The organism is Pantoea sp. EKM20T, from assembly GCF_011800485.1.
GTDB classification, from domain to species: Bacteria; Pseudomonadota; Gammaproteobacteria; order Enterobacterales; family Enterobacteriaceae; genus Pantoea; species Pantoea agglomerans.
Map to the genome: position 1 here is coordinate 395,099 of NZ_JAALFW010000003.1, position 25,314 is coordinate 420,412.

The following is a 25,314-nucleotide window of genomic DNA, read 5'->3' on the forward strand; positions in this document are numbered from 1 at the left end:
GAAAAAATTTTTCCCGCTGCGCTAATTTGTTAAGAATTACCGCTGTTTTCCGTTATGTTAATCTTCCTGATTCTCTTTAATGGAATGCACAATGCGGGATAAGTTTGCGCGCGCTCAGATAGCCCTTCACTGGCTCACCTTTTTACTGGTGGTGACGGCCTACGCCACCATTGAACTGCGCGGTTTTGCACAGCGCGGATCCTGGCAGGGTTATGCCATGATCATTACCCATTTCAGCGCCGGCGCGACCATCCTGGTATTGATGCTTGCCCGCCTCTTTTTACGCACCCGGCATCGCACACCGCCCATTACTCCCGCTCCGCCGCGCTGGCAAACCGGGCTGGCACATCTGACTCATACCCTGCTCTATGCCCTGTTTATCACTCTGCCGATCCTCGGCCTGACATCGCGTTATCTTAAAGGTCGGGAATGGTGGCTGTTTGGCATCAGCATGCCGGTCGCGCCTGAACCTGACTTTGATATGGCGGATATGCTGATTGGCTGGCATGAAACCCTGGCACCGCTGGGTTACTGGCTGATCGGACTGCATGCTGCTGCCGCACTGTTCCATCACTATCTGCTTAAAGACAATACTCTGCTGCGAATGATGCCCGCCCGGCGTCGCGGTCAATAACCTCAGGCTATCGCCCTGTGATGGGGCGATAAAAAAATTTCAGCATTAAAAGGCGTTTATAAGGTTTCTCTTCCCGCTTTATTCACTACAATGGTCAGTAATTTGTGACGCAGGTCACTTTCGCTGGATGTTTCTGCCGCATCCGATTCGCTGTACTGACTGACTTGACTCCTCATGCAACCAACTACTGTTTCACGTAAAACTGCCTGGCTACGCGTGGTATTGCTGGCCATCGCCGCCTTTGTATTTAATACCACCGAATTTGTGCCGGTTGGCCTGTTATCTGACATCGCTGCTGACTTTTCAATGCAGACGGCTGACGTCGGGATCATGCTGACCATCTATGCCTGGGTGGTCGCACTGCTCTCACTGCCGCTGATGCTGCTGACCCGCAATATTGAGCGACGACTGCTGCTGGGTGTGTTGTTCCTGATCTTTATCGTCAGCCACGTACTTTCTACCGTTGCCTGGGATTTCCGGTCGCTGATGGTGTCACGCGTGGGTATCGCCCTGTCTCACGCGGTGTTCTGGTCGATCACCGCCTCGCTGGCTATTCGCGTCGCTCCGGCCGGTAAGAAAACTCAGGCGCTAAGTATGCTGGCAACCGGTACCGCGCTGGCGATGGTGCTGGGCGTGCCGATTGGCCGCGTGGTCGGTCAGTATCTTGGCTGGCGTACGACCTTCGGCGCGATTGGCCTTTCGGCACTGGTGCTGATGATTATGCTGGTGCGCATCCTGCCGCGTCTGCCGAGTGAACATACCGGCTCGCTGAGCAGTGTGCCGATGCTGTTTCGCCGTCCGGCGCTGGTCAGCATGTATCTGCTGGTGACGCTGGTCGTTACCGCGCATTACACCGCTTACAGCTATATCGAGCCCTTTATGCAAACCGTGGCCCATTCCAGTGGCAACTTCACTACCCTGCTACTGCTGCTGTTTGGCTCTGCGGGCATTGTGGGTAGCGTACTGTTCAGCACACTCGGTAATAAGTTTCCCTCCGGACTGCTGATTGCGGCCATCGCGCTGATCACCCTGTGCATGGGCCTGCTGATTTTTGCTGCCGTTCGCCCTGCGGCTATCTCAACGCTATGCGTTGTCTGGGGAATGGCGATGATGATGATCGGACTGGGTATGCAGGTGCGAGTGCTGTCGCTGGCACCGGATGCCACGGATGTGGCGATGTCGCTGATGTCCGGTATCTACAATATCGGTATCGGCGCGGGTGCGCTGCTGGGTAATCAGGTCAGCCTGCATCTGAGCATGGCGGAAGTTGGCAATGTCGGCGGGATGATTGGCCTGGTGGCGTTACTCTGGTGTGTTTATATCTTCCGTCGTTATCCACAGTTACGCAGTAACGGATAATAAAAAAGGCTTCAGATAAGCGGGTTATCTGAAGCCTGTTCAGGGTTATTTACCGATCACTTTATCTATAAAGAACGGCTGTGCCATGCAGGTTGTTGCTGCCAGAGGTCGAAGTGATGCGGAAAGACTTTGCCCCTGCATCGCTGGCCTTTTCTGACAGTTGCTGCTCCAGCGAGAGCAGATTAGTACTGCCCGTTGCGCTGATGACACCGATTTTTTGCTGATCCAGCGGTGTGCTGCTGACCTGCTGGGCCGCTACGCTGGCAAATGACAGACCGCTTAGCACCGCCGCCACGACCATCATATTGATATTTTTCATAACGAACCCCTTCTCACTTATTCTGTTGAAATCAAAATTACTGATAAATCACAGCCGTGCCGTGCAGTTTGTTCTGGCCGCTGGTTGAGGTGATGCGGAACGATTTCGCACCCGCTTCATCCGCTTTAGCACTCAACTGCGCTTCAACAGAAGACAGATTGGTGCCGCCCAGTACAGAAATGGTGCCAACTGGCTGCTGATTAACAGGTTCGCTGGTCACCAGGTCAGCGGCAGATGCGCCAAAAGTCAGAGTCGTCAGTGCCAGTGCTGCCAGGGTGGTTTTGATGTTTTTCATAATAATCTCTCTATTCAATATTGAAATTCGGTTGGTCTGAATGGGTTGTCACTATTTAATTAATGACCGTTAAACAAATGATAGACCCCGATACGGTTTGTCGTCAACATTTATTTAATGAGCGTTATTTTATTCGCGAAGTGGCGTGATTATGGGCTTCAGCCTCTTTTCTGACTTAACCTAAGGGGCTGTAATAATGCGCTGGCGCACAAAATGGCAACCCCTGTCGGCGGCATCCACGCCAGGCCTTGCACATTTTTATAATGATCGGTAATTTAATAGGGTGTTTTACTGTCAGTGAGGGTGTATGAGTCAGGTTCAGGATTGCGATGTAAAGAAATGCCGCGGCCGACCAAAAGTGTTCGATCGCGAAGCAGCGCTCGATAAAGCTCTGACCCTGTTCTGGACGCACGGTTACGAGGGAACTTCTCTGGCCGATCTGGTGGCCGCAACCGGCGCGAAAGCGCCAACCCTCTACGCCGAGTTTGTTAATAAAGAGGGACTGTTTCGCGCGGCGATGGAGCGCTACGTGGAGAAGTTCAGTGCATGGCGTGAAGCGGCATTGGGCGATGACCAGTTACCGGTGGATCGGGCTATTGAAGCCTATTTCCGCGCCACCGCGGCCTGTTTTACCGAACGCGACTCTCCCGGCGGCTGTTTCTTTATCTGCACCTCAACCGCCCTGTCGGCGGCTTCAGCAGAGATTGCCACCATGCTGCAACAGCAGCATCAGTCGCAGGAGCATGTGTTAAAAGATTTTCTGCTGGTGCGTCAGCAGCGTGGTGAACTGAGTGCGTCAGTAAACATTTCCGCGCTGTCACGTTATCTGAGTTGTATGCTGCAGGGCATGTCGGTGCGGGCGCGTGAAGGCGTTGAGCGTGACGATCTGGAGAGCATTATTGATACGCTGATGGCGATGTGGCCGACACTCACCGGCCTGTGTCAGGCTAAGCGTTAAAAATATCAGGGCGGCGATGCCGCCCTTTTCATCTTTTATTCCCGATTTTATTCCAGAAAGAAAACCGGTTTTAACGGCTCACTGATCGGGCTGTTATCTGCATTCGACGGCATCAGATCTTTCATTGATGCCCACCAGCGCTGACAGACCTCCGTTTCTGCCACCGCGTTCCAGCGCTCCTCAGATTCAATCTCAACACTGGCGAACAGCAGATGCCGCTCGGCGTCCAGCCAGATGGCATAGTTGTGCGCGCCGTGCGCTTTCAGGGTTTCGGCCAGTTCTGGCCAGATCGGTGAGTGCCGACGCTCATACTCTGCATGGCAATAAGGATTCACCTGCATCACAAAGGCTTTACGCAGCATTAGCAGGCCCTGCATCCAGCGCCGGTTGCCACGGCTTCACACCAAAGCGCTCACCCAATGCAACCAGCTGTTCTGTGGTGATACTCTGACGAATACCGCCCATCGACAGCACTTTGACGATCACTTCTGACGATTTCTCCGCCGTATCAATCAGACCAAAAGTCTCATCGAGTGTCGGGCCCGTGCCAAAGACACCGTGGAATGGCCACATCACCAGGGTATGTGACTGCATCTGCCCGGCTGTCGCGGTGCCGATTTCATCGGTGCCGGGTACCATCCAGGGTAAAACACCCACACCGTCCGGGAACACCACCAGACATTCGGTACTCCCTTCCCACAGCAGACGGGTAAAGCGGGCGGAATCCATCTCAACCACATAGCTTAAGGCCATAAAGTTGGTGGCGTGACAGTGCATGATCACCCGGTCTGCACCCTTGCTGACCGCTTTACGCACCGCATGAGACTGAAAGTGTGACGCCAGTTCAGAGGTCGGCAAACCGCCATTCGACAGGCCCCAGTGAATTTTATAAGAGAGCCCTTTGTCATCGACCTGCAGCAGTGCCAGACAATCCGCCGGATCAAGCTGGACATTACGCATGAATTTTCCTGACCCGGTCACCAGAAACCAGTCGTTCGCCAGCGCCGGCGCGGGTTGTGTCAGCTCAATACAGCGCGGTTGCAGGCAGAAATCAGCGGCAAAAGGTTTAACCTCCTCTTCCCGCAGACGCAGGCTGACGTTGCCGCCGTTACGTTCGTCCCAGCCCTTCAGCCACATATCGCTGGTTGCTTTGACCATTCCCTTAACAAACCCGGAAGAAAGAATGCTTTGCATAGTGAAATCCTTAACGTTGGCTCAAAATCTGTTGTTCATAATGGCGGACGTCGCCTAACCAGCTGGCATCAGCCGGGACGTCATGGCGCAGGCACCAGGCTTCCCATACCGCCTGCCATGGCAATGATTTTTGCTCTTCCAGCAGCGTCAGCCGCGCGGTGTAATCGCCCTCGTTCTCGGCCTGGCGCAGACGATCGGTTGGCTCCAGCAGGGCACGCAGCAGCGCTTTTTTGGTGTTACGGGTGCCGATAACCCAGGCGGCAATCCGGTTGATAGAGGCGTCGAAGAAATCGAGTCCGATATGCACTTTGTCGAACAGCTGATGGCGGACGATCTCACTGGCGATCGCCTGAGTTTCATCATCCAGCAGCACCACATGGTCGCTGTCCCAGCGCACCGGGCGGCTGACGTGCAGCAGCAGACGCGGCACATAGAGCATCGCGGCGGAAATTTTATCGGAGATCACTTCGGTGGGATGGAAATGTCCTGCATCCAGGCATAGTGCTGTCTGGCGACTGGCGGCGTAACCGAGATAAAACTCATTGGAGCCCACGGTGTAGCTCTCTGCGCCAATGCCAAACAGCTTGCTCTCAACCGCGTCAATATGGTGCTGCGGGTTCAGTTTTTCTGAGATGACCTCATCCAGTGCGCTCATCAGACGCTGACGCGGGGCCAGGCGATCCACGGTAATATCTTTCATGCCGTCCGGCACCCAGATATTCATCACTGACGGCGTGCCAAGCTGCTCACCAAACGAAGCGGAGATGCGGCGACTCGCTTTGCAGTGATCGATCCAGAACTGACGCACGGTTTTATCACTGTGCGACAGCGTAAAACCGTCGGCACTCATCGGATGCGAGAAGCAGCTGGGGTTAAAATCCAGCCCTAAGTTGTGCTCTTTCGCCCAGGCGACCCAGTTGGCGAAATGGGCAGGTTCAATCGCATCCCGATCGACTGGCTTGTCACTTTCCAGATAGATAGCGTGCAGGTTCAGACGTTTTGCGCCTGGGATCAGAGACATCGCCTTGTCGATATCGCTGCGTAATTCACTGGCATTGCGTGCCCGCCCCGGATAGTTGCCGGTCGCCTGGATGCCGCCAGTCAATGCGCCCTGTGGGTTCTCAAAGCCCCGGACATCGTCCCCCTGCCAGCAGTGCATCGAGACAGGAATGCCGTCCAGCTGGCGAATGGCCTGTTCAACATCAACTCCATTGTCAGCGTAGCGTTGTTTAGCCAGTTCAAAAGCCTGTTCAATCTGCTTAGTCATAAGCGGGTTCCTTAGCGGGTTGACTCAGCGTCGCGAAGCGTGCCTGACTGGCACTGAAGACGCTGTGAGTTTGCGGTTCGAATTTTTCCAGTGGGAAGTTGTTGATGACGCTGCAGCGGAAATCAGCCACATCGATCAGTTCGCCAAGTGCAATCAGCTGGCAACCAACGTTACCCAGCGTGGAGGCTTCAACCGGACCTGCCAGCACCGGAATCTGGCAGGCATCGGCACAGAGCTGGTTAAGAAAACGGTTCTGACTGCCGCCCCCTACCACGTGAAGCTGGCTGAAAGGTTTGCCTCGCAGCTCTGCCAGCTCCTGGATCACCTCGCGATAGAGCAGTGCCAGGCTGTCAAATATGCAGCGGGCCAGCGCGGCGGCAGATTGTGGCACCGGCATTCCCTGCTCTGCGCAGGCGTTCTGAATCTCGTTAACCATGCTGTCGGGATTGATGAAGCGCGCATCGTTGGGACTAATCAGTGAAACACAGGCGGGCTGGCGGGCCGTCTGATCAATCAGTGCGCTGAGATCGTCAATCTGCAGTTCGCCGCAGATGCGCTGCAACAGCCATAAGCCCATGATGTTTTTCAGTACGCGGTAGCCTTCTGCGCCGCCCTCATTGGTGATATTGGCGCGTAACGCGGCATTGCAGGCATAAGGCTGCAAACTTTCAAAGCCCATCAGCGACCAGGTTCCGGAACTGAGATAGGCCGCATCGTCCTGCATCAGCGGCGTTGCCAGAACCGCGCTGGCGGTGTCGTGGGTGGCGACGGCAATCACCGGGACCGGCACACCCGTGCTATTGACCCAGTGGCCGACGGTGTTACCCGGTGCCTGCGGCTGACCGAACCATTCAGGAGCAACGCCCGCCCAGGCGAGCAGATCACGATCCCATTCGCCGCTGTGAATATTGAGCATTTGCGTGGTGGTGGCGTTGGTGTATTCCCAGTTGAGATTGCCGGTCAGCCGATAATGCAGGTAGTCCGGCATCATCAGTGCATGCGCCACGCGGGCCTGCCAGTCGGGCTGCTGCTGATGCAGGGCGCGCATCTGATAGAGCGTATTGAATGGCAGGAACTGAATGCCGGTTCGGGCGTAGATGGCACTGCGGCTCAGTTCGTGCTGCGCCTGCTCCATCAGGCCGTGGGTGCGCGCATCGCGGTAGCTGACCGCCTCACCCACCGGCTCGCCCTCTGCATCCAGCAGCACCATATCAACGCCCCAGGTGTCGATACCGATACTGTCTGGCACGATCTTCTCTTCATCTAACTGAGCCAGCCCGGCGCGTATCTCCTGCTCAAGCATCGTCAGATCCCAGCAGTCATAACCGGCACGACGCTGGCGCTTATTTTTAAAGCGCCGGACCTCACGAAGCGCCAGCTGGCGCTGCGCAGCATCCCAGCTTGCGAGCATGACGCGCCCGCTGGATGCTCCGAGATCAATAGCAACAATGTTTCTCCTGGTCATGGCGACTTTTCCCTGTGATTGAGTGGTCACAGAGTAAAAACCTGGCCGGTTAAAGACCTTCCCCGGAGTGCCAGCGGCTGATAAGCCCTGGCAGACTTGCAAAGAACTTCGTGAGAGAGATCACAGAGGCGAAAGGCAGGAGGATGTGACCCCTGCCGCAAATCTGTTAACTGCTGAGGATTTCTTGAAAAATCAGCATGATTCCTGCTGAGTCAGGCTGAAAATTCAAGGTAAGGTTAGAGCGTGCTGATTAGACTGCGTTACGGTTTTGTTAAGCAGCGAGAGATGACCATGACCATATTGCACAGTGCGGATTTTTTCCCCGAAGGCGATTACGCCATTGCGATTGAACCCCGCGTACCCCAGGCCGCCTTCCCGGAACATCATCATGATTTCCATGAAATTGTGCTGGTTGAGCAAGGCTCTGGCATTCATGTGTTTAATGGTCAGCCACAAACGCTGTGCGCCGGTTGCGTCTGCTTTGTGCGCGATCACGATCGTCATCTTTATGAGCAGACCGACAACCTTTGTCTGACCAACGTGCTTTATCGCAGCCCCGGCGCGTTTCGCTTTCTCTCCGGGTTACAGGCTTTACTGCCCTGCGATCAGGACGGGCAATATGCTTCCCACTGGCGCATAAATCAAAAGGTGATGACGCAGGCGCTGAGTGTGGCGGCGCAGATGCAGCCGGATGATACCTGGTCGATGGAAAAACAGGCGCGTCAGGAACAGCTCTTTTTACAGTTGCTGGTGCTGTTGCGTGAGGCGTGCATTGATGGACAGAGTCAGGATCAGGAGGCGCGGCTGCATCGTCTGCTCGACTGGCTGGGTGAGCATTACAGTGATGAGATTATCTGGGATGAACTGGCGGATCGCTTCTCCCTGTCGCTGCGTACCCTGCATCGGCAAATGAAGCAGCAAACCGGCAGCACGCCGCAGCGCTACCTGAACCGTGTGCGGCTGTTGCAGGCCCGTCATCTTCTGCGTCACAGTGATATGCGAATTACCGATATCGCCTTCCAGTGTGGATTTGGGGACAGCAACCATTTCTCAACCCTGTTCAGGCGCGAATTTGGCTGCGCACCGCGAGCGGAGCGCCAGCAGATGATGTAAAGGAGCCAATCATGGCATTGATACTCAGTCGGGATGACTATTTTCCCGCCACTACTCTACCGGTGGCGGTCGCCGAAAGGATGCCACAACCCTCTTTCCCGCCGCATCGACACGAGTTCAGTGAAATCGTGATTGTCTGGCGCGGCAATGGCCTGCACGTCCTCAACGATCGGCCCTGGCTGATTACCTGTGGCGACGTTTTTTATATCCGCGACAGTGACTGCCACAGCTACGACAGCGTTAACGATCTGGTGCTGGATAACATCCTCTACTGTCGGGATCGCTTTGGTCTTGCCCTTGACTGGAATCAGCTGCTGCCGCAACAGGGACCGGATGCGCCAGGAGGCTGGCGGCTGACCACGCGAGGGATGGCGCTGGCCCGGGGAGTGATCAGCCAGCTGGAGCGTGAAAGCCGCAAAAGCGACCCCCTTTCAGTTCAGCTCTCGGAGGCGCTGTTTTTACAGCTGGCGCTGATTCTGCGCCGCCACGGCTACGCGGCCGACCGCCCCTGGGCGTTGCCGGAGGGGGAACAGCTCGATCTGCTGATGTCAGCGTTACAGGGTGCGATTGCCCGCCCCTTTGATCTCGCGGAGTTTTGTCAGCAGAACCAGCTCAGCGAACGGGCGCTGAGGCAGCTTTTCCGTCAGCAGACCGGGATGACCATCGGTCATTACCTGCGTCAGCTGCAGCTCTGTCAGGCAAAATATCTGCTGCGCACCCAGGATTGTCTGATTAGTGAGGTTGCCGCCCGCTGCGGCTTTGATGACAGTAACTATTTTTCGGTGGTTTTCACCCGTGACACCGGTTTACCTCCCAGCGCCTGGCGACAGCAATTTATCGCGCCACGCCAGCACTGAAAAGTGCCGAGTCTTAATAAAACGGGCCTGCATAGCAGGCCCGTTGAGGTAACAGAGAAAAGCTGTTCCACATTGCCGGGAAACAGTGCCTGCAAATTAAACTAATGTGTTGTTGTAAGTAAAACCCCGACGGAGTGAGCCATCAGTCTGGCAGGCCCCGCCTGCATAAAGACAGAGTCACTATTCGCGATCAGGCCGCCATGCCAAGTCCCACAATATTAGCGGCAATGATAATCACCACACAGCCGATTGATAACACGCTTACCGGGCGGCGTCCCGCAGACTTCCACTCCTTCATCAGCAGCCCCACCAGACCACCACACAGGACGTATAGACTCATGTGCAGCATCCAGCTGACATAGTCATACTGCGCCGGGATTCTGGCATGGCCCCAGGCATAGAAGAAGAACTGCAGATACCACATGGTGCCGCCGAGCACCGCAAAAGCGGTATTGGTAATCAGCAGCGACTTCCCGACCGAGAAGTCTTTACGCACCGACAGCTCTGGCCGGGTGGCCAGCCGCCAGAAACAGAAGGCCAGATTAACCAGAGCGCCGCCGCCCATAATGATTACGTAGCTGGGCAGAGCTACATACAGCGGATCGATGCCCAGATTAGCGGCGGCCTGATGCATGGGTTTAGCCGCATCCATGGCAAAGGACATACCCGCCGAGAAGATGCCGCACATCACCGCCAGCACCAGTCCTTTTCTGAGATTAAACTCTTCTGCGTTAATCCCCAGCGCCCGCTCCTTTAACAGCCCGGCACGCGACACAATCCCGACGCCAATCAGTGCCACCAGTACGCCCAGCAAGGTTAACCGGCCACCCGCCGACGCGAAGAGCTCACCAAAGCGCCCCTGCAGAAGCGGTGTCATCAGCGTGCCGACCACCAGGGTAATGCCAATCGCGATACCGATTCCCATCGACATGCCGAGATAACGCATGGTCAGGCCGTAGTTGATATTGCCTATGCCCCACATCGCGCCAAACAGAAATACCGGCGTCAGTTGCGAAAGCGAGAAGCTGCTGTAATAGGCCATAAAATCTGGCAGTAAAATGGCACTTACCGCCCACGGCAGGATCAGCCACGACATCAGGCCACCGATCGACCACATGGTTTCCCATGACCATCTTTTCACCTGTTTAAAAGGCGCGTAGAAACACGCGGCGCTGGCAGCTCCGACAAAATGCCAGAAGATACCCGCAATAATGGCACTGTTCATTGTTATTCCCCGGTTAGGTTGAGGCCTGTCGGAAACCTGTCTGCTTCCGCTCAGCAGGCAGTCTACGTTCAGCAGGAATTCCTCAGCCTTTGGATAAATGCCGGAAGCCACAGTGAAGTGGCAATATTTACCCGTTGTGCCCATCAGGGATCACAATTTTACCGTTGTCAGAAAACCGGACGATTAGTTAAGTAAGTAACTTATTATTCAATGTTTTTTTCATTTTTGCTGTGTGGCGCAGCACAATTCTGATCTGACTGCCATTCACAAGGGAAGGTTGGCAAATGTGCAAAGAAGCCTTTCATTAACGCGGGCAAGGTCGTATAAACTGGGGAAAATTGATCGGATCAGGGAATGGGATGACGACAAAGTGGTTAACGCTGTTTCTTTCGCAGTCAGTCAGCCAGGTCATGCTGGATGATCTGCGCGCGATATTACCTGCAGATGCGATAAAGGTGTTTGTGAATGGCCTGGATGAAACCCACTATGCCACCCTTGAGTGTGTGCAGGCGGATCAGCATTGCGCCCTGATCGCCTCAGCGATAGTGGTCTGGCGTCAGCTCGGACATGTTCACCATATTCTCTATAAAAAAGGTGAGGTGTTGCGGGAGGAAAATGATGCAACGCAGTTCCAGCTGTTCACTCTGCTGAAAACCCACCGCGCCGTATTGCAGATCTCATGATAAGATCGCAGCCCCTGAAATCGCTGTTTGCAGCAGGTAAATTATGAGAATTGGAATTCTGTTTCCGATCGCCATCATTGTGGCGGGCGTGGGCTTTCTGGCGTGGTTTATTGGCAGTGGCCTGGCGATGCCAGGCTCCTGAAGGTCAGCGCAATTGACTGTCTTTACTGCCCCGACGGTTATATAAACTGCTGGTCTGCTGCTGCTTGTCGATTTTTTCCTGACACGCCACACAATAGTGCACGCCTTTAAGCGCCTGACGACGCGCTTCGGGAATCGGCTCGCCGCAGAGCTCACATTCGGTGGCGCTTTCGCCCTGTCCGATCGACTGTCTTACCCGCTCAATGCCGTCATTGACGGTGCTATCGATCTGTTCCTGTACTGCGCCTTCTGACGCCCATCCATTTGCCATGATTTAACCCCTTTATTACCACTTCACTCCTTTAAATCTACAACATATTGACGTTTTTGCCGCAGAACTCACCGATATCTGTGATTGGCTGCCAGCCGCTCCTGGCAGCTGGCAATCAGCTAAAGGTAGACCTGAGCAATCTGTTTCACCCTGCTATCACATTACTGCAACGTATCGATAGCGGAGAGCTAAGCGAATGACAACACATCATCAACATTACATTAATGGCGAATTTGTAGCCCATCAGGGTGACCGGTGGATTGAAGTGATCAATCCGTCCACGGAGGCGTTGCTGTCCCGTATTCCCCAGGGCAGTCGTCAGGATGCCAGCCTTGCTATCAGCGCCGCAGAAGTGGCTCAGCCTGGATGGGAAGCGCTGCCTGCAGTAGAGCGTGGCGTCTGGCTGCACAAAATTGCCACCGCCATCCGCCAGCGTGAGCCTGAACTGACGTCAACCATTGTGGCTGAGGGTGGAAAAACCCAGGGACTGGCGAAGACCGAAGTGATGTTCACCGCCGACTACCTCGACTACATGGCGGAGTGGGCGCGGCGCTATGAAGGTGAGATCATCAACAGTGACCGCCCCAACGAAAACATCTTCCTGTTCAAAAAAGCGATCGGCGTCACTACCGGAATACTGCCGTGGAATTTCCCCTTCTTCCTCATTGCCCGCAAAGCGGCGCCGGCCCTGATCACCGGAAACACCATCGTGATCAAACCCAGTGAGCTGACACCGAATAATGCGGCACTTTTTGCCGACATCATACAAAAGCTGGGTCTGCCTGCTGGCGTCATTAACTTTGTTTATGGTCTGGGACCGGAAGTGGGACAGGAGCTGGCGGCAAATCCTAAGGTCGGTCTGGTGAGTCTGACCGGAAGCGTCGGTGCGGGCATTGCCACCATGGAAGCCGCGGCTAAAAATGTCACCAAAGTGTCGCTGGAACTGGGTGGCAAAGCCCCCGCCATCGTGATGGATGATGCCGACCTCGAGCTGGCTGTGCGGGCGGTCGTCAGCTCGCGGATCATTAACAGCGGCCAGGTCTGCAATTGCGTAGAGCGGCTCTATGTGCAGGAAGGCATTTACGATCGTTTTATCAGCGCACTGACCGCCGCGTTTCAGCAGGTGACATTTGGCGACCCGGCCGAACGCAGCGATATCGATATGGGTCCGCTGATTAATGCCGCAGCACGGGATCGGGTGGAGCAGAAGGTGGCAGAGGCCGTCGCCGCAGGGGCGAAAGTGGTTCTGGGCGGCAAGCGCGCCGGAGACAGAGGCTTCTTTTTCCAGCCCACCTTGCTGACTGAGGTGCGCCAGGAGATGGCGATTATGCAGGAGGAGATTTTTGGCCCGGTTCTGCCGGTGATGAGTTTTAAAACGCTGGATGAGGCGATTACGCTGGCCAACGACTGCGAGTATGGGCTGACCTCCTCGATTTATACGCAGAATCTGAATACCACCATGACCGCGCTGCGAAAGCTGAAGTTCGGTGAAACCTACGTTAACCGTGAAAACTTCGAAGCGATGCAGGGATTTCATGCCGGGTGGCGTAAATCGGGTGTCGGCGGTGCCGATGGAAAACATGGTCTGGAGGAGTATCTGCAGACCCATGTTGCCTATTTACAGTTCAGTTAATCACTGGCTCGATCTTACCTCCTCCCGTACCTGACGTTGTCAGTACCAGAGTGGGCCAGTAATTGGCCCACTCTTTTATGCCACCCGCTTACTGCAGCGCAGCAGCGCGATGCCACTCAGCACCGCCACAGCCATCAGGTAGTATCCAGGCGCCAGACTGCTGCCGGTGGCGGCAATCAGCATGCTGCAAATCAGCGGTGCAAACCCGCCAAATACCGTCACGGCCACGTTGTAGCTGATCGCCATGCCGCTGGCGCGCGTGGTCGCCGGGAAGAGATCGGCCATCACCGACGGCACCGTGGAGAAATAGACCGACTTGAGTAGCGCCATCCACGCCACCAGCAGGATCAGCGTGGTGGGCGTAGTGTGATCGACCATCCATTTGAAGGCGGGATAGATGGTGACCATCAGCAGCAGCAGCGATCCCCACATCAGCGGCAATCGGCCAATCCGCTCCGCCCACAATCCCATTATGGGCGTCACCACCGTCAGGATAATCCCTGCGACCAGCGTGGCGGTGAAGGCCACTGACCCCGGCAGATGCAGCGTTTTGGTGGCGTAGGTCGGAATGTAATTGAGCATGTAGTTGACCGCAGTCGAGATCACCATCACCCCAATCGCCAGGGTGATCAGCGCTTTCTGCCGCCCGAACAGCGTTTTCAGCGGTGCGGCTTCCTTCTCCTGCGTCGCAAAGCTGGCGGGCTCCTGCACGTGACGGCGAATGTAGATCCCCAGCGGCCCAATCAGTAAGCCGAAGGCAAACGGGATACGCCAGCCCCACGCCTGAATCTCGCTTTCGCTCAGCCAGTGTGTCAGCCCGAGGCCGAACGCCGATGCCATCAGAGTACTGGCGCCCTGTGTGGCGAACTGCCAGCTGGCGATAAAGGCTTTGCGCTCGGGAAAGTGCTCTACCAGGAAAGCGGTCGAACTGCCAAATTCGCCTCCGGCAGAGAAGCCCTGAATCAGGCGCGCCAGGATAATCAGCAGCGGCGCCGCCAGACCAATAGTGGCGTAACCCGGCATAAAGGTAATGATTGCCCCGCCCAGCATCATCAGATTGATTGAGAGCAGCAGCGCTTTTTTACGGCCATGACGGTCGGCATAGTTGCCCAGCACGATGGCACCCAGCGGACGGATCAGGAACGAGATGCCGAAGCTGCCGAAGGTCAGCAGCAGCGACACCGATGGATCGCTGACCGGAAAGAAGACGTGCGCGATGTAGCTGGCGAAGAAGCCATACACCGCGATGTCGAACCACTCCAGCGCGTTACCAATGCAGGTAGCGAACAGCGTTTTGTGCAGGCTCGGTTTCACCTGCGGAGTACTCTGTGCGATGCTGCTCATTGTTCACCTCTCCGCCACTGATGGTGGCGCGACATCAGTTGTTCGCCCTCTTCACCCAGTTGCCAGAAAAGGCGGGTCATGATCGCCAGCCCTTCACGTGCAACAGAGGTGAGCATGTGTTCGTTAACGCCGTGCTGGCCGCAGGCCGGATAGGAATGGGGCACCCACAGCGTCGGGAGGCCGAGGATATCGGCAAATACCTCATTGGGCAGTGAACCGCCGAGATTGGGCAACAGCGCCGGTTTTTTACCGCTGCTGCGGGCCAGCGTGTCCAGCGCCCAGGCCACCAGCGGATCCTGCGGATCGAGCCGCGTTGCAGGTGAACCGCGCATAAACTCCACGCTGACGTTATCGAAGCCGTGCTGATGCAGGTGACTTTCGACATGCCGGACCAGATTTTCCCAGTCGGTGCCGACCACAAATCGCAGCTGACACACTGCCGTGGCGCTGCCGGGGATGGCGTTCATCGGGCGCGCCGGGTTACCGGTTTCAAACGCCAGCACCTCCAGCGTGTTCCAGCCATAAAGACGCTCCGCAGGCGTCAGACCCGGCTCGCCCCAGCCGTCGGCCAGCGCCGGATCGCCCGGCATTCCGCCCACCTCAATATCACTGAGGATGGCGCGCACCGCATCGGTCAGGGAGTCCGGTTTCAGCGCGGCGACCTGCAAAACACCCTTTGCATTCACCAGGCAGGCGAGCGCATTCGCCAGCTGGGTGCCGGGATTACTCAGCAGTCCGCCCCAGTTGCCGGAGTGATAGGCGTTGTCGCGCGCCCTGATAGTCAGACGAAAGTTCGCCGCGCCACGCGAACCCAGGAACAGTGTCGGCCGCACCGCGTTCAGTCGCGGGCCATCAGAGGCGATAAAGAGGTCGGCCTGTAACAGCGCCCGCTGCTGCTGACAAATCTCCGCCAGCCCCGGTGAACTGATCTCTTCACCCATTTCAAACAAAATTTTGCAGTTGAAGCCCAGTGCGCCACCGCGTGCCTGCCACACCTGCTCCAGCGCCGCGAGATTGATGCAGTGCTGGCCTTTGTTGTCCGCACTGCCGCGCCCATACAGGCGGTCATCTTCAGCCGTGAGTTGCCACGGTGATAAACCGTCGCGCCAGTTCTCATCGTCGCCGAACACCACATCGCCGTGGCCATAGCAGAGCAGCGTCGGTCTGGAGGGATCTTCAATGAGCGTGGCGATCAGAAACGGCGGGCTGCCGGGCTGCGGATTCTCAAACGGGTGCAGCGTAAAGCCCATCGCCGCCAGCTGCGGGCCGATCTCCTGCTGCAGATAGTTCTCAAGCTCCACCTGCCTGCTGGCGTGCTGGCTTTCGGTCACACAGGAAATTCGTCGTGCCAGCAGCTGCTGAAACTCGCCACTGTCGAAATAGTGCATCGCCTGGTCAACGGTCTGTTGCTCTGTCATGTTTGCCCTGTCTGTTCTTTTTATCGTGCTTTATCTTTGACAAACTTCTCTCTTTGCCACAATTATTAATTTATCGAGTGAGCCTTGCTTTTAAAGCAAGCCACGCCTGCCCTTTTATGATGCGTTTTGCCGGAGTGACCATGTTAAGCAGTGAGATCCGCTATTTCCTGGCGGTCGTACAGTGCGGATCGCTCAGCGCCGCCAGCGAGCAGCTCTTTGTGGCGGTGTCGGCGATTAGTCGCCAGATCCAGCGCCTGGAAACGCAGGTGGGTGTGCCGCTGTTTGAGCGGCATGCACGCGGCATGGTATTGAACGAAGCCGGTGAAATATTCGCGCATCATGTGCGCAAGAGTCAGCTCGATATGGAATATGCGCTTGCGGAGATTAAGGGGCTGAAAGCAATACGGCGCAGCCTGATCCGCATCGCCTGTACCGACGGAATGGCGTTCAGTCTGCTGCCGGGTCTGCTGGCGGAGTTCCGTCAGGCCAACCCCGGCGTGCTGTTTGCGCTTAACGTGACGCACTCTCAGGGCGTGGCGGCATGCGTCAGAGCTGGTGAATGCGATGTTGCGCTGCAGTTCAGTCTGCAACCGGAGCGCAGCGTTGAGGTGCTCGGCTCGTGGCCGGCGCCGGTGTTACTGGCGATGCATCAGTCACATCCGCTGGCGTCGCGTCAGGTGACGCTGGCCGATCTGCATGGCTGGCCGCTGGCGTTGCCAGGTCAGCATACTACCGTGCGGCAGTTGTTTGACCTCTCCTGTCAGATGAACGACTGCGTGGTCGAGCCGGTGCTGACCTGCGACTATTTCGCTACGCTCTACCACTTTTTGCTGCATACCCCGCAGGCAGTAACCATTTGCAGTGCGTTTACCCTGCTGTTTGAGCGCGACACGCAAAATCTGGTGTTGCGTTCGATGGGAGTGGATCAGCTGAGTCAGCGAACGTTGCAGCTTCAGACGGTGTCCGGCCGCCAGCGGAATGCGGCGCTGACGCTGTTTCTGCAGTTTTTGCAGCAGCGGCTAACGGAGATGGATCAGCAGGTGAGGATGGGATGAGTGATACAGGCTTAAAGAAGTTTGGTTGTTAAAGTCTGCGCTGGATGGCTGTCAGATAGTGCTGGCTTAGGGAACACGACCCGATCGGAAAGTCGCAAAAGCCGGCCTCCATGGCATGCCCGGCCCACGCGATTACGCACCTCATCCCTGAGGTGCGCCCGTAGCCGGGCCAACGCGTTGCGTTGTTCAAAAACGCTCCCGGCGTTTTTGTCCGGGCGGCGGGACGCTTTCCTCCCTGCTCGTGTTCCCTTCGCGTTGAGCTTTATCATTGCGGTCATATAAACCCTGACTTTAGTGCATAAACTTAGCCCCACTTGGAAGTGGGGCTCTGTTTTTAGCGGCAATCCCTTACTGCTTAATATCAACCTGATAGAAGATGTGTTTGCCGAACGGATCGACCTGATAGCTGCTGACTGATTTGCGCACCGGCTCAAAGATGGTGGAGTGCGCAATCATCACCGCAGGCATCTGGTCATGCATCATCTGCTGTGCCTGCAGATAAAGCGCGGTGCGTTTGCCCTGATCCGGCTCGGCGCGGGCTTCGGTGATTAACTTCTCGAACGGCTGATAGCACCATTTTGAGGAGTTGGAACCGCCCTGTGCAGAAGTACAGCTGTAAAGCGGGCCAAAGAAGTTGTCCGGATCGCCGGTGGCGGTGGTCCAGCCCATCAGTGCCGCCTGATGCTCGCCGCTGCGCACGCGTTTCAGGTATTCGCCCCACTCATAGCTGACGATATTGGCTTTGATGCCCACTTTAGCCCAGTCCGACTGAATCATCTCCGCCATGCGGCGCGCATTCGGGTTGTAAGGCCGCTGAACCGGCATCGCCCAGAGCGCAATTTCGGTACCCGGTTTCACACCCGCCTGTTGCAGCAGGGCTTTGGCCTTCTCTGGATCGTAGTCGTAATCTTTCAGATCTTTGTCGGCGCTCCAGATGCCCGGTGGCAGGATGTTTTTCGCAACCGTGCCGGTGCCTTTAAAAATCGCCTCGATTATTGCCGGTTTGTTGATCGCCATCGCCAGCGCCTGACGCACTTTAACGTTATCGGTTGGCGCTTTAGTGGTGTTAAACGCCAGGAAGCCGGTATTCAGACCCGCCTTTTGTTCCAGGGTGATATCCGGGTTAGCGCGCATCTTTTCAAGATCGGCGGGATTAGGGAATGGCATTACCTGACACTCATTCTTCTCCAGCTTGGCATAACGCACGGAGGCATCCGGCGTGATGCTGAACACCAGCCGATCGAGCTTCGCCTTGCCCTGCCAGTAGTCCGGGAACGCTTTGTAGAGAATGCGGGAATCTTTCTGATACTGCACCAGCTCAAACGGCCCGGTGCCGATCGGGTTCATATCGACCTTCTCCGGCGTCCCCGCTTTCAGCATCGCGTCTGCATATTCCGCCGAGTGGATCGAGGCGAAGTACCAGGCGAGATCGGCAAGGAACGGCGCTTCCGGATGGGACAGCGTAAAACGTACGGTGTGGTCATCGACCCGGTCGATACTTTTAATCAGCGTGGAGAGCTCCAGGCTTTCGAAGTTGGAATAGGTGCCGCCAGAGACATTGTGGTAGGGATTTTTAGGGTCCATCTGGCGCATAAACGAGAAGATCACATCGTCGGCGTTGAAGTCGCGGCTGGGTTTGAAGGCTTTATTGCTCTGAAACTTCACGTTCTTGCGCAGATAGAAGGTGTAAACCGTGCCATCCGGGCTGATTTCCCAGCGTTCCGCCAGGCTGGGCACCAGATTGGTGGTGCCGGGCGTAAAGTCCACCAGCCGGTTAAAGACCGGCACCGCACTGGCGTGAACGCTGGTCCCGGAGGTATAGAGCTGCGGGTTAAAGTTCTCTGGCGATCCCTCAGAACAGAAGACCAGCGTTTTGGCGTTAACGCTGCCAGCCAGCGCTATCCCAGCCGTAACAAGCGCTAAGGTGGCTATCTTGATTTTCATTATTATCCTCGCTTTGTATTGACTTCCGGTGATCACAATATCTAAATGAATCATTCAGATGCTTCATTGATAGCACGATTCGGCACCATAACGAACCCCGCCGGTGGCTGACTAATAAGGAATAGTGATGACAGACAAACTTGAGTCGCAGCTCACAGAACGTTTTTTCCGTTACCTCGCCATCAGCAGTCAGAGCGATGCCAAATCCACCACCCTGCCCAGCACGCCGAGCCAGCACGCCATGGCGGAACTGCTGGCGGATGAGCTGCGCGCGTCAGGGCTGGATGAGGTGGTGATTGATGACCATGCCACGGTGACGGCGGTGAAACGCGGCAACCGGCCTGACGCGCCGCGCATCGGGTTCATTACGCATATTGATACCGTTGATGTCGGTTTGTCGCCCGATATCCACCCGCAGATCCTCACCTGGCAGGGCGAAGATCTCTGTCTGAATGCAGAGCAGGATATCTGGCTGCGCCGCGATGAACATCCGGAGATCGCGCCCTACGTCGGTCAGCAGGTGATCTTCAGCGACGGCACCAGCGTGCTGGGCGCGGACAACAAAGCGGCGGTCACCGTGGTGATGACGCTGATGCAGAACCTTAACGGCGACCACGGCGACATCGTGGTGGCCTTTGTGCCGGACGAAGAGATTGGGCTGCGCGGCGCGAAAGCGCTGGATCTGGAAACGCGCTTTAATGTTGATTTCGCCTGGACCATCGACTGCTGCGAACTGGGCGAAGTGGTGTATGAAAACTTCAATGCTGCCGCTGCAGAAATTGTGTTTACCGGCGTACCGGCCCATCCGATGTCGGGCAAAGGGGTGCTGGTCAATCCGCTGCTGATGGCCCATGACTATATCAGCCTGTTTGATCGGCAGCAGACCCCGGAGCACACTGAAGGCCGTGAAGGCTATATCTGGTTCAATGAGATTCAGGCCAACGCCAGCAAGGCAACGCTGAAGGCCTCAATCCGTGATTTTGATCTGACCAGCTTTGCGGCACGTAAGCAGCAGTTGCAGCAGGCCGCAGAGGATCTGGCGGCGCGTTACCCCACCGGCAAGGTGAACGTGAGTATCAGCGATACTTACAGCAATATCAGCAATGCCCTGGGCGAGGATCGTCGGGCGATTGACCTGATCTTCAGTGCCTTTGCCGCGCTGGAGATTGAGCCGAAGGTGATTCCGATGCGTGGCGGTACAGACGGTGCCGCGCTGTCAGCCAAAGGTCTGCTGACGCCGAACTTCTTTACCGGCGCGCACAACTTCCATTCACGCTTCGAATTTCTGCCGGTAACGTCGTTTGTGAAGTCCTATCAGGTGGCGGAAAAACTCTGTTATCTGGCGGCAAAATAAGCGGAGGAATCGGGCGCAGAACGCGCCCGATTGCCATTATGGCTTCGCGCTGACATCAATGCCTGGGAAATATTTTTCAGCCAGCTTTTTGATGGTGCCATCACCCTGCACTTTAGCAATCGCCGCATCCAGTGACTGCTTCAGCTGCGCGTCATCTTTGCGCAGGCCGTAGCCGATGCCTGAACCAAGAATCGCGTCATCTTCGACTGGCTTGCCAACAAAACCAAAGCCTTTGCCCTGCGGTTTATCGAGGAAGCCAGACTGACCGGCAGCAGACATCACCAGTGTGCCATCCAGGCGGCCCGCGACCATGTCGTTGTAAACCTGGTTTTGATCCTGATACGAGGTCACGGTCACACCCTGCGGCTCCCAGTGCTTCTTCGCATAGGTTTCCTGGATGGATCCCTGTAATACACCGATGTTCTTGCCCTTCAGACCTTCGGCAGTCGGTGCCAGATTTTCACCGGTCTTCGCCACTAACATGGTCGGAATACGGTAGATCGGCTGCGTAAACGCAATGCTTCTGGCGCGCGCTTCGGTGATGTTCATCGCCGAGTTAATGGCGTCGAACTTTTTCGCCTGCAGTGCCGGGATCAGCGCATCAAAGCTGCTCTCAACCCAGTGGCAGCTGAAGTTGCCCGCCTTACAGATGGCATTGCCCAGCTCGATATCAAAGCCTTCCAGTTCCCCTTTAGCATTGCGGCTTTCAAAAGGCGGATATTGTGACTCCACGCCGTAGCGTAAATCCTGTGCCAGTGCCTGTACCGATGTCATCATGCCCAGAGCGAGAAAAAGCGCGTTCAGTTTCTTCATTATGTTATTTACCCCGAAAAGTCCTGGTTACCTGTTCCCCGAGCTGCCTCACGCGGTGGCGTGAATCAGTGAGAAAAAGCACATAGCGCAGCCGCGCCAGCCTCAAGTGTCGCCTCGTCTTTAGCAAAAGAGAGCCGAATCAGTTTGTTATCTGTGCCATCCATATAAAACGCCGACAGCGGTATGGTCGCCACACCGTGATCGACGATAAGACGTTTTACCATTTCACTGTCCGGTTCGTCACTGAAATGTCCATAGCTGGCGAGCATAAAGAACGAACCAGCACTCGGCAGCAGCCGGAACGGGGAGTTCTGCATCAGGGCAATCAGCCGATCGCGCTTCTGCTGATAGAAGGCACTGAGCGACAGATAGTTCTCTGGCGTCTGCAGATAGTGTGCGAAACCGACCTGCATCGGCGTATCGGCGGCGTACATCATAAACTGATGTACTTTCACCAGCTCAGTCATCAGCTCTGCCGGTGCCAGACAGTAGCCTACCCGCCAGCCGGTGACGTGGAAGGTTTTGCCAAACGAAGAGACAATGACGCTGCGCGCTGCCAGCTCCGGATGCGTCGCCATCCCACAATGCGGGCGGCCATCAAACAGAATATGCTCGTAAACCTCATCGGAGAGCACCACGATATCGGTGTTGCGGATTAAGGCTGCCAGCTGATTCAGGTCGTCGGGGGTCAGCACCTGTGCGCTGGGGTTGTGCGGCGTATTAATAATGATCATCCGGGTGCGCGGCGTGATTGCTGCCCGCAACTGATCCCAGTCGATAGCAAACGACGGCACCTGCAACTTCAGGCCAATCGGTTTACCGCCCTGCAACCGCACCACCGGCGCGTAGCTGTCAAACGCCGGTTCAAAGAAGATCACCTCATCGCCCTGATGGACCAGCGCGGTGATCGCCATATAGAGCCCCTGGCTGGCGCTGCCGGTGATCAGCACTTCACTGGTGGCATCATATTGTTGTCCATAGAGCGCCTGCACTTTGCTGGCAAGCGCGTCGCGTAAGGCGGGCAAGCCCATCATAGCGGCATACTGATTATGTCCTTCCTGCATCGCGCGGCTGACTGAGTCGACCAGCGCCGGATCACAGGGGAAATTGGGCGCGCCCTGCGACAGGTTAATCGCCTGATGCTGCGCCGAAAGCTGGCCAATCACGCTGAAAATAGTGGTGCCGACGTCCGGCAATTTTGAGTGGATAGCGACAGGCGTTTTCAGGGACATACTCTCTCCGTCAGGGGCATAACCGCTCAGATGCGGTAGATAGCTATTCAACGGGCTGCGACTTGAGTCGGCAAGCGAAATGTCGTCATAATAGCCATGACAAAAATGCATAGCTGAGGTTCACCGTGTCACGCTTATCGCTGCCGCTTAATGCCATTCACGCCTTTCTGGTGACCGCCCGACATCTCAATCTGACCCACGCTGCCCGCGAACTTTGCCTGACGCAGGGCGCCGTCAGTCGTAAGATTGCCGCCCTGGAGCAGTGGCTGGGCGTGACGCTGTTTGACCGCCACGCGCGCGGTCTGCGCCTGACCCCTCAGGGCGCGGCGCTGCTGCCTGACTTACAGCAGGGTTTTGAGCTGATGGTTAAGGCCAGCGAGAAGGCCCGCCGTAGTCAGGTCAGCATTCGCCTGAAAGCGCCAACCTGTGCGATGCGCTGGCTGGTGCCCCGGCTGATGGCGCTGGAGCATCATCGTCCTGAACTGCATGTGGCCCTGACCACCACGCTGGATCATGCCGCGCAGCTGGAGAACTTCGATGTGGCGATTGTCTATGGTAAGCCGCACCCTGACGGAATTTGCCTGTTCAGTGAGTCGCTGACACCAGTGATGGCAGCCGATCAACCCCGCCCGGACTCCCCGGCGGCACTGGCCACAATGACCTTTTTGCATCCGACGGCAGATACGCGTGACTGGCAGTGCTGGCTGCAGGCGCAGCAGGTGACACTGAACATGAAGCGAAACCAGCATTTTGCCACCATGGACTTAGCGATCAGTGCAGCGATTCAGGGGTTTGGTGTGGCGATGGCCGACAGCAATCTGGTGGAGAGTGATATAGCCAGCGGCAGGCTGATTAAGCCGTTCGCTGGCGAGGTAAAAACCGGTGCCGTTTACAGTTTACTGAAACGGCCCGCGCAGGATGCGCCACCGTTCCTGGCGGAGCTGGTGGCGTGGCTGTGCAGGGATCAGAAGGTGACCCAGTCGCCGTTATCCGCCGGTTTAGCCTGAGGCGCATTCAGCACGGTTGCTTTCGGCGCGGCAGGTTTATTCGTGATGACCGGTGCGGTCTGGCGGTTGCTGGAGAGACGGAACTTCGACACAGAAGCCTGCAGCGCTTCCGTCTGCAATGCCAGTGCGCTCGCCGCGGCAGAAACCTCTTCAACCAGTGAGGCGTTCTGCTGGGTCACGCTATCCATTTCGGTTACCGCAGCACCCACCTGAGAGATGCCTTTGCTCTGCTCTTCTGAGGCGGAAGCGATCTGTTTCATGATCGCATCAACATCCTGCACCGATTTCAGAATATTGTTCATGGTGCCGCCGGTGGTGCTGACCAGCTCGGCGCCTTTACCTACACGCTGAACCGAATCTTCAATCAGCGTCGCAATCTCTTTCGCGGCGTTGGCGCTGCGCTGTGCAAGGTTACGCACTTCAGAGGCAACGACCGCAAAACCCCGCCCCTGTTCGCCGGCACGTGCCGCTTCGACGGCGGCGTTCAGCGCCAGAATATTGGTCTGGAAAGCGATGCCGTTGATCACGTTAGTGATTTCAGCGATTTTCTTCGAGCTGCCTGAGATGCCATCCATAGTGCTGACGACTTCACTGACCAGCTGACCGCCACGTTGTGCCGTGGTGGTGGCGGTTTCTGCCAGCAGGCTGGCCTGGCGGGCATTATCGGCGTTGAATTTTACCGTGGCCGTCAACTGCTCCATGCTGGCCGCAGTCTGTTCGAGCGCAGCGGCCTGCTCTTCGGTACGTGAAGAGAGGTCGTTGTTACCGGCAGAAATCTCTGCGGCACCGCGCGAGATATTCTCAGTGCCGCTGCGAATGGCGCTGACCGCTTCACGCAGACTATCCTGCATGGCACTCAGCAGCGGTACCAGTTTACCGACGCAGTTGCGACCGAAATCGGATACAGGCTGACTCAGATCGCCCGTGGCAATGACCGCGAAGTGGGTACGGATACTTTCCAGCGGACGGACCAGCATCGCCACCAGATAGCGGTCGGTAAACAGCAGAATAAACAGGCCGATAATTACCGTGATGGTAATAATCGTTTTGGTCATCGCGGTGAGGTGATCCACTTCAACCCGGGTTGCATCCAGCTTTTCAGCTGCGCCCTGGCTGAATTTCTCTGCGCTGATGCCAAAGGCACGACTGAGTGGCGGCGTGACGTTATTTGCCTGCTGACGATAAGCATCAGGCGAGGCCTGACGGGCCAGCTGCAACTGTGGCGTGACGCCCGCATCCAGCAGCTTTTGCCAGCTCTGAATCACCCCATCCACGACGTCCGGGTTCATCGGGCCGGGTGCCAGTTGTTTAAAGCGCGCCAGTTGCTGTGTCATGCTGTCCAGCGCCTGCTGCACCGGAACATAAGCCTCATCGTTCAGGGTCTGACCTGCGGCTTTGCTTTCCATCACGCGGGATAAGCGCGTGATAACACGAAAATATTGATCGTTGCCTTTGCTCAGCACCGTCATTTGCTCAACCAGATGACGGTCCACATCATTCCCTTCGCTGAGCGCGCCAAGAGAGTGAATGCTATACAGCCCGACGCCGCTCCACAGTAAACAAAACAGTCCCAGAATAGAGAGCATCACTGCGCGAATGGTAAAATTTTTGAGCATTCCCATACCAAAATCCTATACACGTTGACCCGCAAGCGTCGGGCATAGGAGGTTTATCGGCATGCGATTGTGAAGATGTAACTGTTTTGTTACCTAATATTTTACAGCGTCCCTAAG

The 25,314-nt window shown here is 56.3% G+C and carries 25 protein-coding genes; 11 read left to right on the forward strand and 14 right to left on the reverse strand.

Annotation, left to right across the window (positions count from 1 at the left end; all coding sequences use genetic code 11):
* The first annotated feature begins 91 nt into the window (after window positions 1-91).
* Both cybB and HFD94_RS07820 read left to right on the forward strand, forming a co-directional pair.
* The gene (gene cybB, locus HFD94_RS07815; protein ID WP_010244777.1) at window positions 92-634 is read left to right on the forward strand and encodes a cytochrome b561; all 543 of its coding nucleotides are present in this window, start codon (window positions 92-94) and stop codon (window positions 632-634) included.
* 174 nt (window positions 635-808) lie between these two features.
* Entirely contained in the window at window positions 809-1,993 is a 1,185-nt protein-coding gene (locus tag HFD94_RS07820) for a sugar transporter (protein WP_010244774.1), read from the forward strand.
* A gap of 61 nt (window positions 1,994-2,054) precedes the next feature.
* On the opposite strand, the gene HFD94_RS07825 is transcribed toward HFD94_RS07820, so the two are convergent.
* Entirely contained in the window at window positions 2,055-2,312 is a 258-nt protein-coding gene (locus tag HFD94_RS07825; protein ID WP_033757723.1) for a YdgH/BhsA/McbA-like domain containing protein, read from the reverse strand.
* Window positions 2,313-2,349: 37 nt separating this feature from the next.
* Window positions 2,350-2,607, reverse strand: a complete 258-nt coding sequence (locus HFD94_RS07830; RefSeq protein WP_031592385.1) for a DUF1471 domain-containing protein — start codon at window positions 2,605-2,607, stop codon at window positions 2,350-2,352.
* A 307-nt stretch (window positions 2,608-2,914) separates the two neighbouring features.
* Between HFD94_RS07830 and HFD94_RS07835 the strand changes: the two genes are divergently transcribed.
* Entirely contained in the window at window positions 2,915-3,565 is a 651-nt protein-coding gene (locus HFD94_RS07835; RefSeq protein ID WP_122888861.1) for a TetR/AcrR family transcriptional regulator, read from the forward strand.
* Between the two features lie 47 nt (window positions 3,566-3,612).
* Here HFD94_RS07835 and rhaM read toward each other — a convergent pair whose 3' ends face one another.
* The 4 genes from rhaM to rhaB are packed head-to-tail and all read right to left on the reverse strand — an operon-like array spanning window position 3,613 to window position 7,491.
* The gene (rhaM, locus tag HFD94_RS07840; RefSeq protein ID WP_010670186.1) at window positions 3,613-3,927 is read right to left on the reverse strand and encodes an L-rhamnose mutarotase; all 315 of its coding nucleotides are present in this window, start codon (window positions 3,925-3,927) and stop codon (window positions 3,613-3,615) included.
* Window positions 3,917-4,759, reverse strand: coding sequence for a rhamnulose-1-phosphate aldolase (rhaD, locus tag HFD94_RS07845; protein ID WP_010670187.1), 843 nt, complete (start codon window positions 4,757-4,759; stop codon window positions 3,917-3,919). Before rhaD ends, rhaM begins: the two co-directional genes overlap by 11 nt.
* 10 nt (window positions 4,760-4,769) lie before the next feature.
* Window positions 4,770-6,026: an L-rhamnose isomerase gene (locus HFD94_RS07850; RefSeq protein WP_050680446.1), complete on the reverse strand. Its 1,257-nt coding sequence runs from the start codon at window positions 6,024-6,026 to the stop codon at window positions 4,770-4,772.
* Complete coding sequence (gene rhaB / locus HFD94_RS07855; RefSeq protein WP_122888860.1) at window positions 6,019-7,491, reverse strand: rhamnulokinase; 1,473 nt, start codon at window positions 7,489-7,491, stop codon at window positions 6,019-6,021. Before rhaB ends, HFD94_RS07850 begins: the two co-directional genes overlap by 8 nt.
* Window positions 7,492-7,782: 291 nt before the next feature.
* Here rhaB and rhaS point away from each other — a divergent pair, with 291 nt between their 5' ends.
* Together rhaS and rhaR are read left to right on the forward strand one after the other, a co-directional pair.
* Window positions 7,783-8,604, forward strand: a complete 822-nt coding sequence (gene rhaS, locus HFD94_RS07860) for an HTH-type transcriptional activator RhaS (protein ID WP_029519526.1) — start codon at window positions 7,783-7,785, stop codon at window positions 8,602-8,604.
* Window positions 8,605-8,615: 11 nt separating this feature from the next.
* Window positions 8,616-9,461, forward strand: coding sequence for an HTH-type transcriptional activator RhaR (rhaR, locus tag HFD94_RS07865; RefSeq protein ID WP_122888859.1), 846 nt, complete (start codon window positions 8,616-8,618; stop codon window positions 9,459-9,461).
* A 190-nt stretch (window positions 9,462-9,651) separates the two neighbouring features.
* Here the strand turns inward: rhaR and rhaT are convergent, their stop codons facing one another.
* Window positions 9,652-10,686, reverse strand: a complete 1,035-nt coding sequence (gene rhaT, locus HFD94_RS07870) for an L-rhamnose/proton symporter RhaT (protein WP_010670192.1) — start codon at window positions 10,684-10,686, stop codon at window positions 9,652-9,654.
* A gap of 359 nt (window positions 10,687-11,045) precedes the next feature.
* Here rhaT and HFD94_RS07875 point away from each other — a divergent pair, with 359 nt between their 5' ends.
* Entirely contained in the window at window positions 11,046-11,369 is a 324-nt protein-coding gene (locus HFD94_RS07875) for a hypothetical protein (RefSeq protein WP_010244743.1), read from the forward strand.
* A 43-nt stretch (window positions 11,370-11,412) separates the two neighbouring features.
* A complete protein-coding gene (locus tag HFD94_RS07880; protein WP_008925225.1) occupies window positions 11,413-11,511 on the forward strand; it encodes a YoaK family small membrane protein in 99 nt (32 codons plus the stop codon).
* Between the two features lie 3 nt (window positions 11,512-11,514).
* On the opposite strand, the gene HFD94_RS07885 is transcribed toward HFD94_RS07880, so the two are convergent.
* On the reverse strand, window positions 11,515-11,781 hold the full coding sequence (locus HFD94_RS07885; RefSeq protein WP_010244737.1) for a DksA/TraR family C4-type zinc finger protein: 267 nt from the start codon (window positions 11,779-11,781) through the stop codon (window positions 11,515-11,517).
* A 196-nt stretch (window positions 11,782-11,977) separates the two neighbouring features.
* Here HFD94_RS07885 and aldA point away from each other — a divergent pair, with 196 nt between their 5' ends.
* Window positions 11,978-13,414, forward strand: a complete 1,437-nt coding sequence (gene aldA, locus HFD94_RS07890) for an aldehyde dehydrogenase (protein WP_167432973.1) — start codon at window positions 11,978-11,980, stop codon at window positions 13,412-13,414.
* A 75-nt stretch (window positions 13,415-13,489) separates the two neighbouring features.
* On the opposite strand, the gene HFD94_RS07895 is transcribed toward aldA, so the two are convergent.
* A complete protein-coding gene (locus HFD94_RS07895; RefSeq protein ID WP_010244731.1) occupies window positions 13,490-14,758 on the reverse strand; it encodes an MFS transporter in 1,269 nt (422 codons plus the stop codon).
* Window positions 14,755-16,176, reverse strand: a complete 1,422-nt coding sequence (locus HFD94_RS07900; RefSeq protein ID WP_033757736.1) for a M20 family metallopeptidase — start codon at window positions 16,174-16,176, stop codon at window positions 14,755-14,757. Before HFD94_RS07900 ends, HFD94_RS07895 begins: the two co-directional genes overlap by 4 nt.
* Before the next feature lie 140 nt (window positions 16,177-16,316).
* On the opposite strand from HFD94_RS07900, the gene HFD94_RS07905 reads away from it, so the two are divergent.
* Window positions 16,317-17,231: a LysR family transcriptional regulator gene (locus tag HFD94_RS07905; protein ID WP_010244726.1), complete on the forward strand. Its 915-nt coding sequence runs from the start codon at window positions 16,317-16,319 to the stop codon at window positions 17,229-17,231.
* Between the two features lie 348 nt (window positions 17,232-17,579).
* Here HFD94_RS07905 and HFD94_RS07910 read toward each other — a convergent pair whose 3' ends face one another.
* A complete protein-coding gene (locus tag HFD94_RS07910) occupies window positions 17,580-19,175 on the reverse strand; it encodes an ABC transporter substrate-binding protein (protein WP_167432974.1) in 1,596 nt (531 codons plus the stop codon).
* Between the two features lie 127 nt (window positions 19,176-19,302).
* Between HFD94_RS07910 and pepT the strand changes: the two genes are divergently transcribed.
* Window positions 19,303-20,529: a peptidase T gene (pepT, locus tag HFD94_RS07915; RefSeq protein WP_163798501.1), complete on the forward strand. Its 1,227-nt coding sequence runs from the start codon at window positions 19,303-19,305 to the stop codon at window positions 20,527-20,529.
* A gap of 36 nt (window positions 20,530-20,565) precedes the next feature.
* Here the strand turns inward: pepT and HFD94_RS07920 are convergent, their stop codons facing one another.
* Window positions 20,566-21,342, reverse strand: a complete 777-nt coding sequence (locus HFD94_RS07920; RefSeq protein WP_010670199.1) for a transporter substrate-binding domain-containing protein — start codon at window positions 21,340-21,342, stop codon at window positions 20,566-20,568.
* Window positions 21,343-21,407: 65 nt separating this feature from the next.
* Entirely contained in the window at window positions 21,408-22,574 is a 1,167-nt protein-coding gene (locus tag HFD94_RS07925; protein ID WP_033787791.1) for a methionine aminotransferase, read from the reverse strand.
* Window positions 22,575-22,699: 125 nt separating this feature from the next.
* Here HFD94_RS07925 and HFD94_RS07930 point away from each other — a divergent pair, with 125 nt between their 5' ends.
* A complete protein-coding gene (locus HFD94_RS07930) occupies window positions 22,700-23,581 on the forward strand; it encodes a LysR substrate-binding domain-containing protein (protein WP_033757749.1) in 882 nt (293 codons plus the stop codon).
* Here HFD94_RS07930 and HFD94_RS07935 read toward each other — a convergent pair.
* Window positions 23,539-25,203 (reverse strand): methyl-accepting chemotaxis protein, encoded by a 1,665-nt coding sequence (locus HFD94_RS07935; protein ID WP_167432975.1) that lies wholly within the window; start codon window positions 25,201-25,203, stop codon window positions 23,539-23,541. The two genes, HFD94_RS07930 and HFD94_RS07935, sit on opposite strands and share 43 nt — an antisense overlap.
* Between the last annotated feature and the right edge of the window lie 111 nt (window positions 25,204-25,314).

Coding starts and splice junctions, on each gene's coding strand:
- cybB (WP_010244777.1), top strand. CDS start 92: ATGCGGGATAAGTTTGCGCGCGCTCAGATAGCCCTTCACTGGCTCACC.
- HFD94_RS07820 (WP_010244774.1), top strand. CDS start 809: ATGCAACCAACTACTGTTTCACGTAAAACTGCCTGGCTACGCGTGGTA.
- HFD94_RS07825 (WP_033757723.1), bottom strand. CDS start 2,312: ATGAAAAATATCAATATGATGGTCGTGGCGGCGGTGCTAAGCGGTCTG.
- HFD94_RS07830 (WP_031592385.1), bottom strand. CDS start 2,607: ATGAAAAACATCAAAACCACCCTGGCAGCACTGGCACTGACGACTCTG.
- HFD94_RS07835 (WP_122888861.1), top strand. CDS start 2,915: ATGAGTCAGGTTCAGGATTGCGATGTAAAGAAATGCCGCGGCCGACCA.
- rhaM (WP_010670186.1), bottom strand. CDS start 3,927: ATGCTGCGTAAAGCCTTTGTGATGCAGGTGAATCCTTATTGCCATGCA.
- rhaD (WP_010670187.1), bottom strand. CDS start 4,759: ATGCAAAGCATTCTTTCTTCCGGGTTTGTTAAGGGAATGGTCAAAGCA.
- HFD94_RS07850 (WP_050680446.1), bottom strand. CDS start 6,026: ATGACTAAGCAGATTGAACAGGCTTTTGAACTGGCTAAACAACGCTAC.
- rhaB (WP_122888860.1), bottom strand. CDS start 7,491: ATGACCAGGAGAAACATTGTTGCTATTGATCTCGGAGCATCCAGCGGG.
- rhaS (WP_029519526.1), top strand. CDS start 7,783: ATGACCATATTGCACAGTGCGGATTTTTTCCCCGAAGGCGATTACGCC.
- rhaR (WP_122888859.1), top strand. CDS start 8,616: ATGGCATTGATACTCAGTCGGGATGACTATTTTCCCGCCACTACTCTA.
- rhaT (WP_010670192.1), bottom strand. CDS start 10,686: ATGAACAGTGCCATTATTGCGGGTATCTTCTGGCATTTTGTCGGAGCT.
- HFD94_RS07875 (WP_010244743.1), top strand. CDS start 11,046: ATGACGACAAAGTGGTTAACGCTGTTTCTTTCGCAGTCAGTCAGCCAG.
- HFD94_RS07880 (WP_008925225.1), top strand. CDS start 11,413: ATGAGAATTGGAATTCTGTTTCCGATCGCCATCATTGTGGCGGGCGTG.
- HFD94_RS07885 (WP_010244737.1), bottom strand. CDS start 11,781: ATGGCAAATGGATGGGCGTCAGAAGGCGCAGTACAGGAACAGATCGAT.
- aldA (WP_167432973.1), top strand. CDS start 11,978: ATGACAACACATCATCAACATTACATTAATGGCGAATTTGTAGCCCAT.
- HFD94_RS07895 (WP_010244731.1), bottom strand. CDS start 14,758: ATGAGCAGCATCGCACAGAGTACTCCGCAGGTGAAACCGAGCCTGCAC.
- HFD94_RS07900 (WP_033757736.1), bottom strand. CDS start 16,176: ATGACAGAGCAACAGACCGTTGACCAGGCGATGCACTATTTCGACAGT.
- HFD94_RS07905 (WP_010244726.1), top strand. CDS start 16,317: ATGTTAAGCAGTGAGATCCGCTATTTCCTGGCGGTCGTACAGTGCGGA.
- HFD94_RS07910 (WP_167432974.1), bottom strand. CDS start 19,175: ATGAAAATCAAGATAGCCACCTTAGCGCTTGTTACGGCTGGGATAGCG.
- pepT (WP_163798501.1), top strand. CDS start 19,303: ATGACAGACAAACTTGAGTCGCAGCTCACAGAACGTTTTTTCCGTTAC.
- HFD94_RS07920 (WP_010670199.1), bottom strand. CDS start 21,342: ATGAAGAAACTGAACGCGCTTTTTCTCGCTCTGGGCATGATGACATCG.
- HFD94_RS07925 (WP_033787791.1), bottom strand. CDS start 22,574: ATGTCCCTGAAAACGCCTGTCGCTATCCACTCAAAATTGCCGGACGTC.
- HFD94_RS07935 (WP_167432975.1), bottom strand. CDS start 25,203: ATGGGAATGCTCAAAAATTTTACCATTCGCGCAGTGATGCTCTCTATT.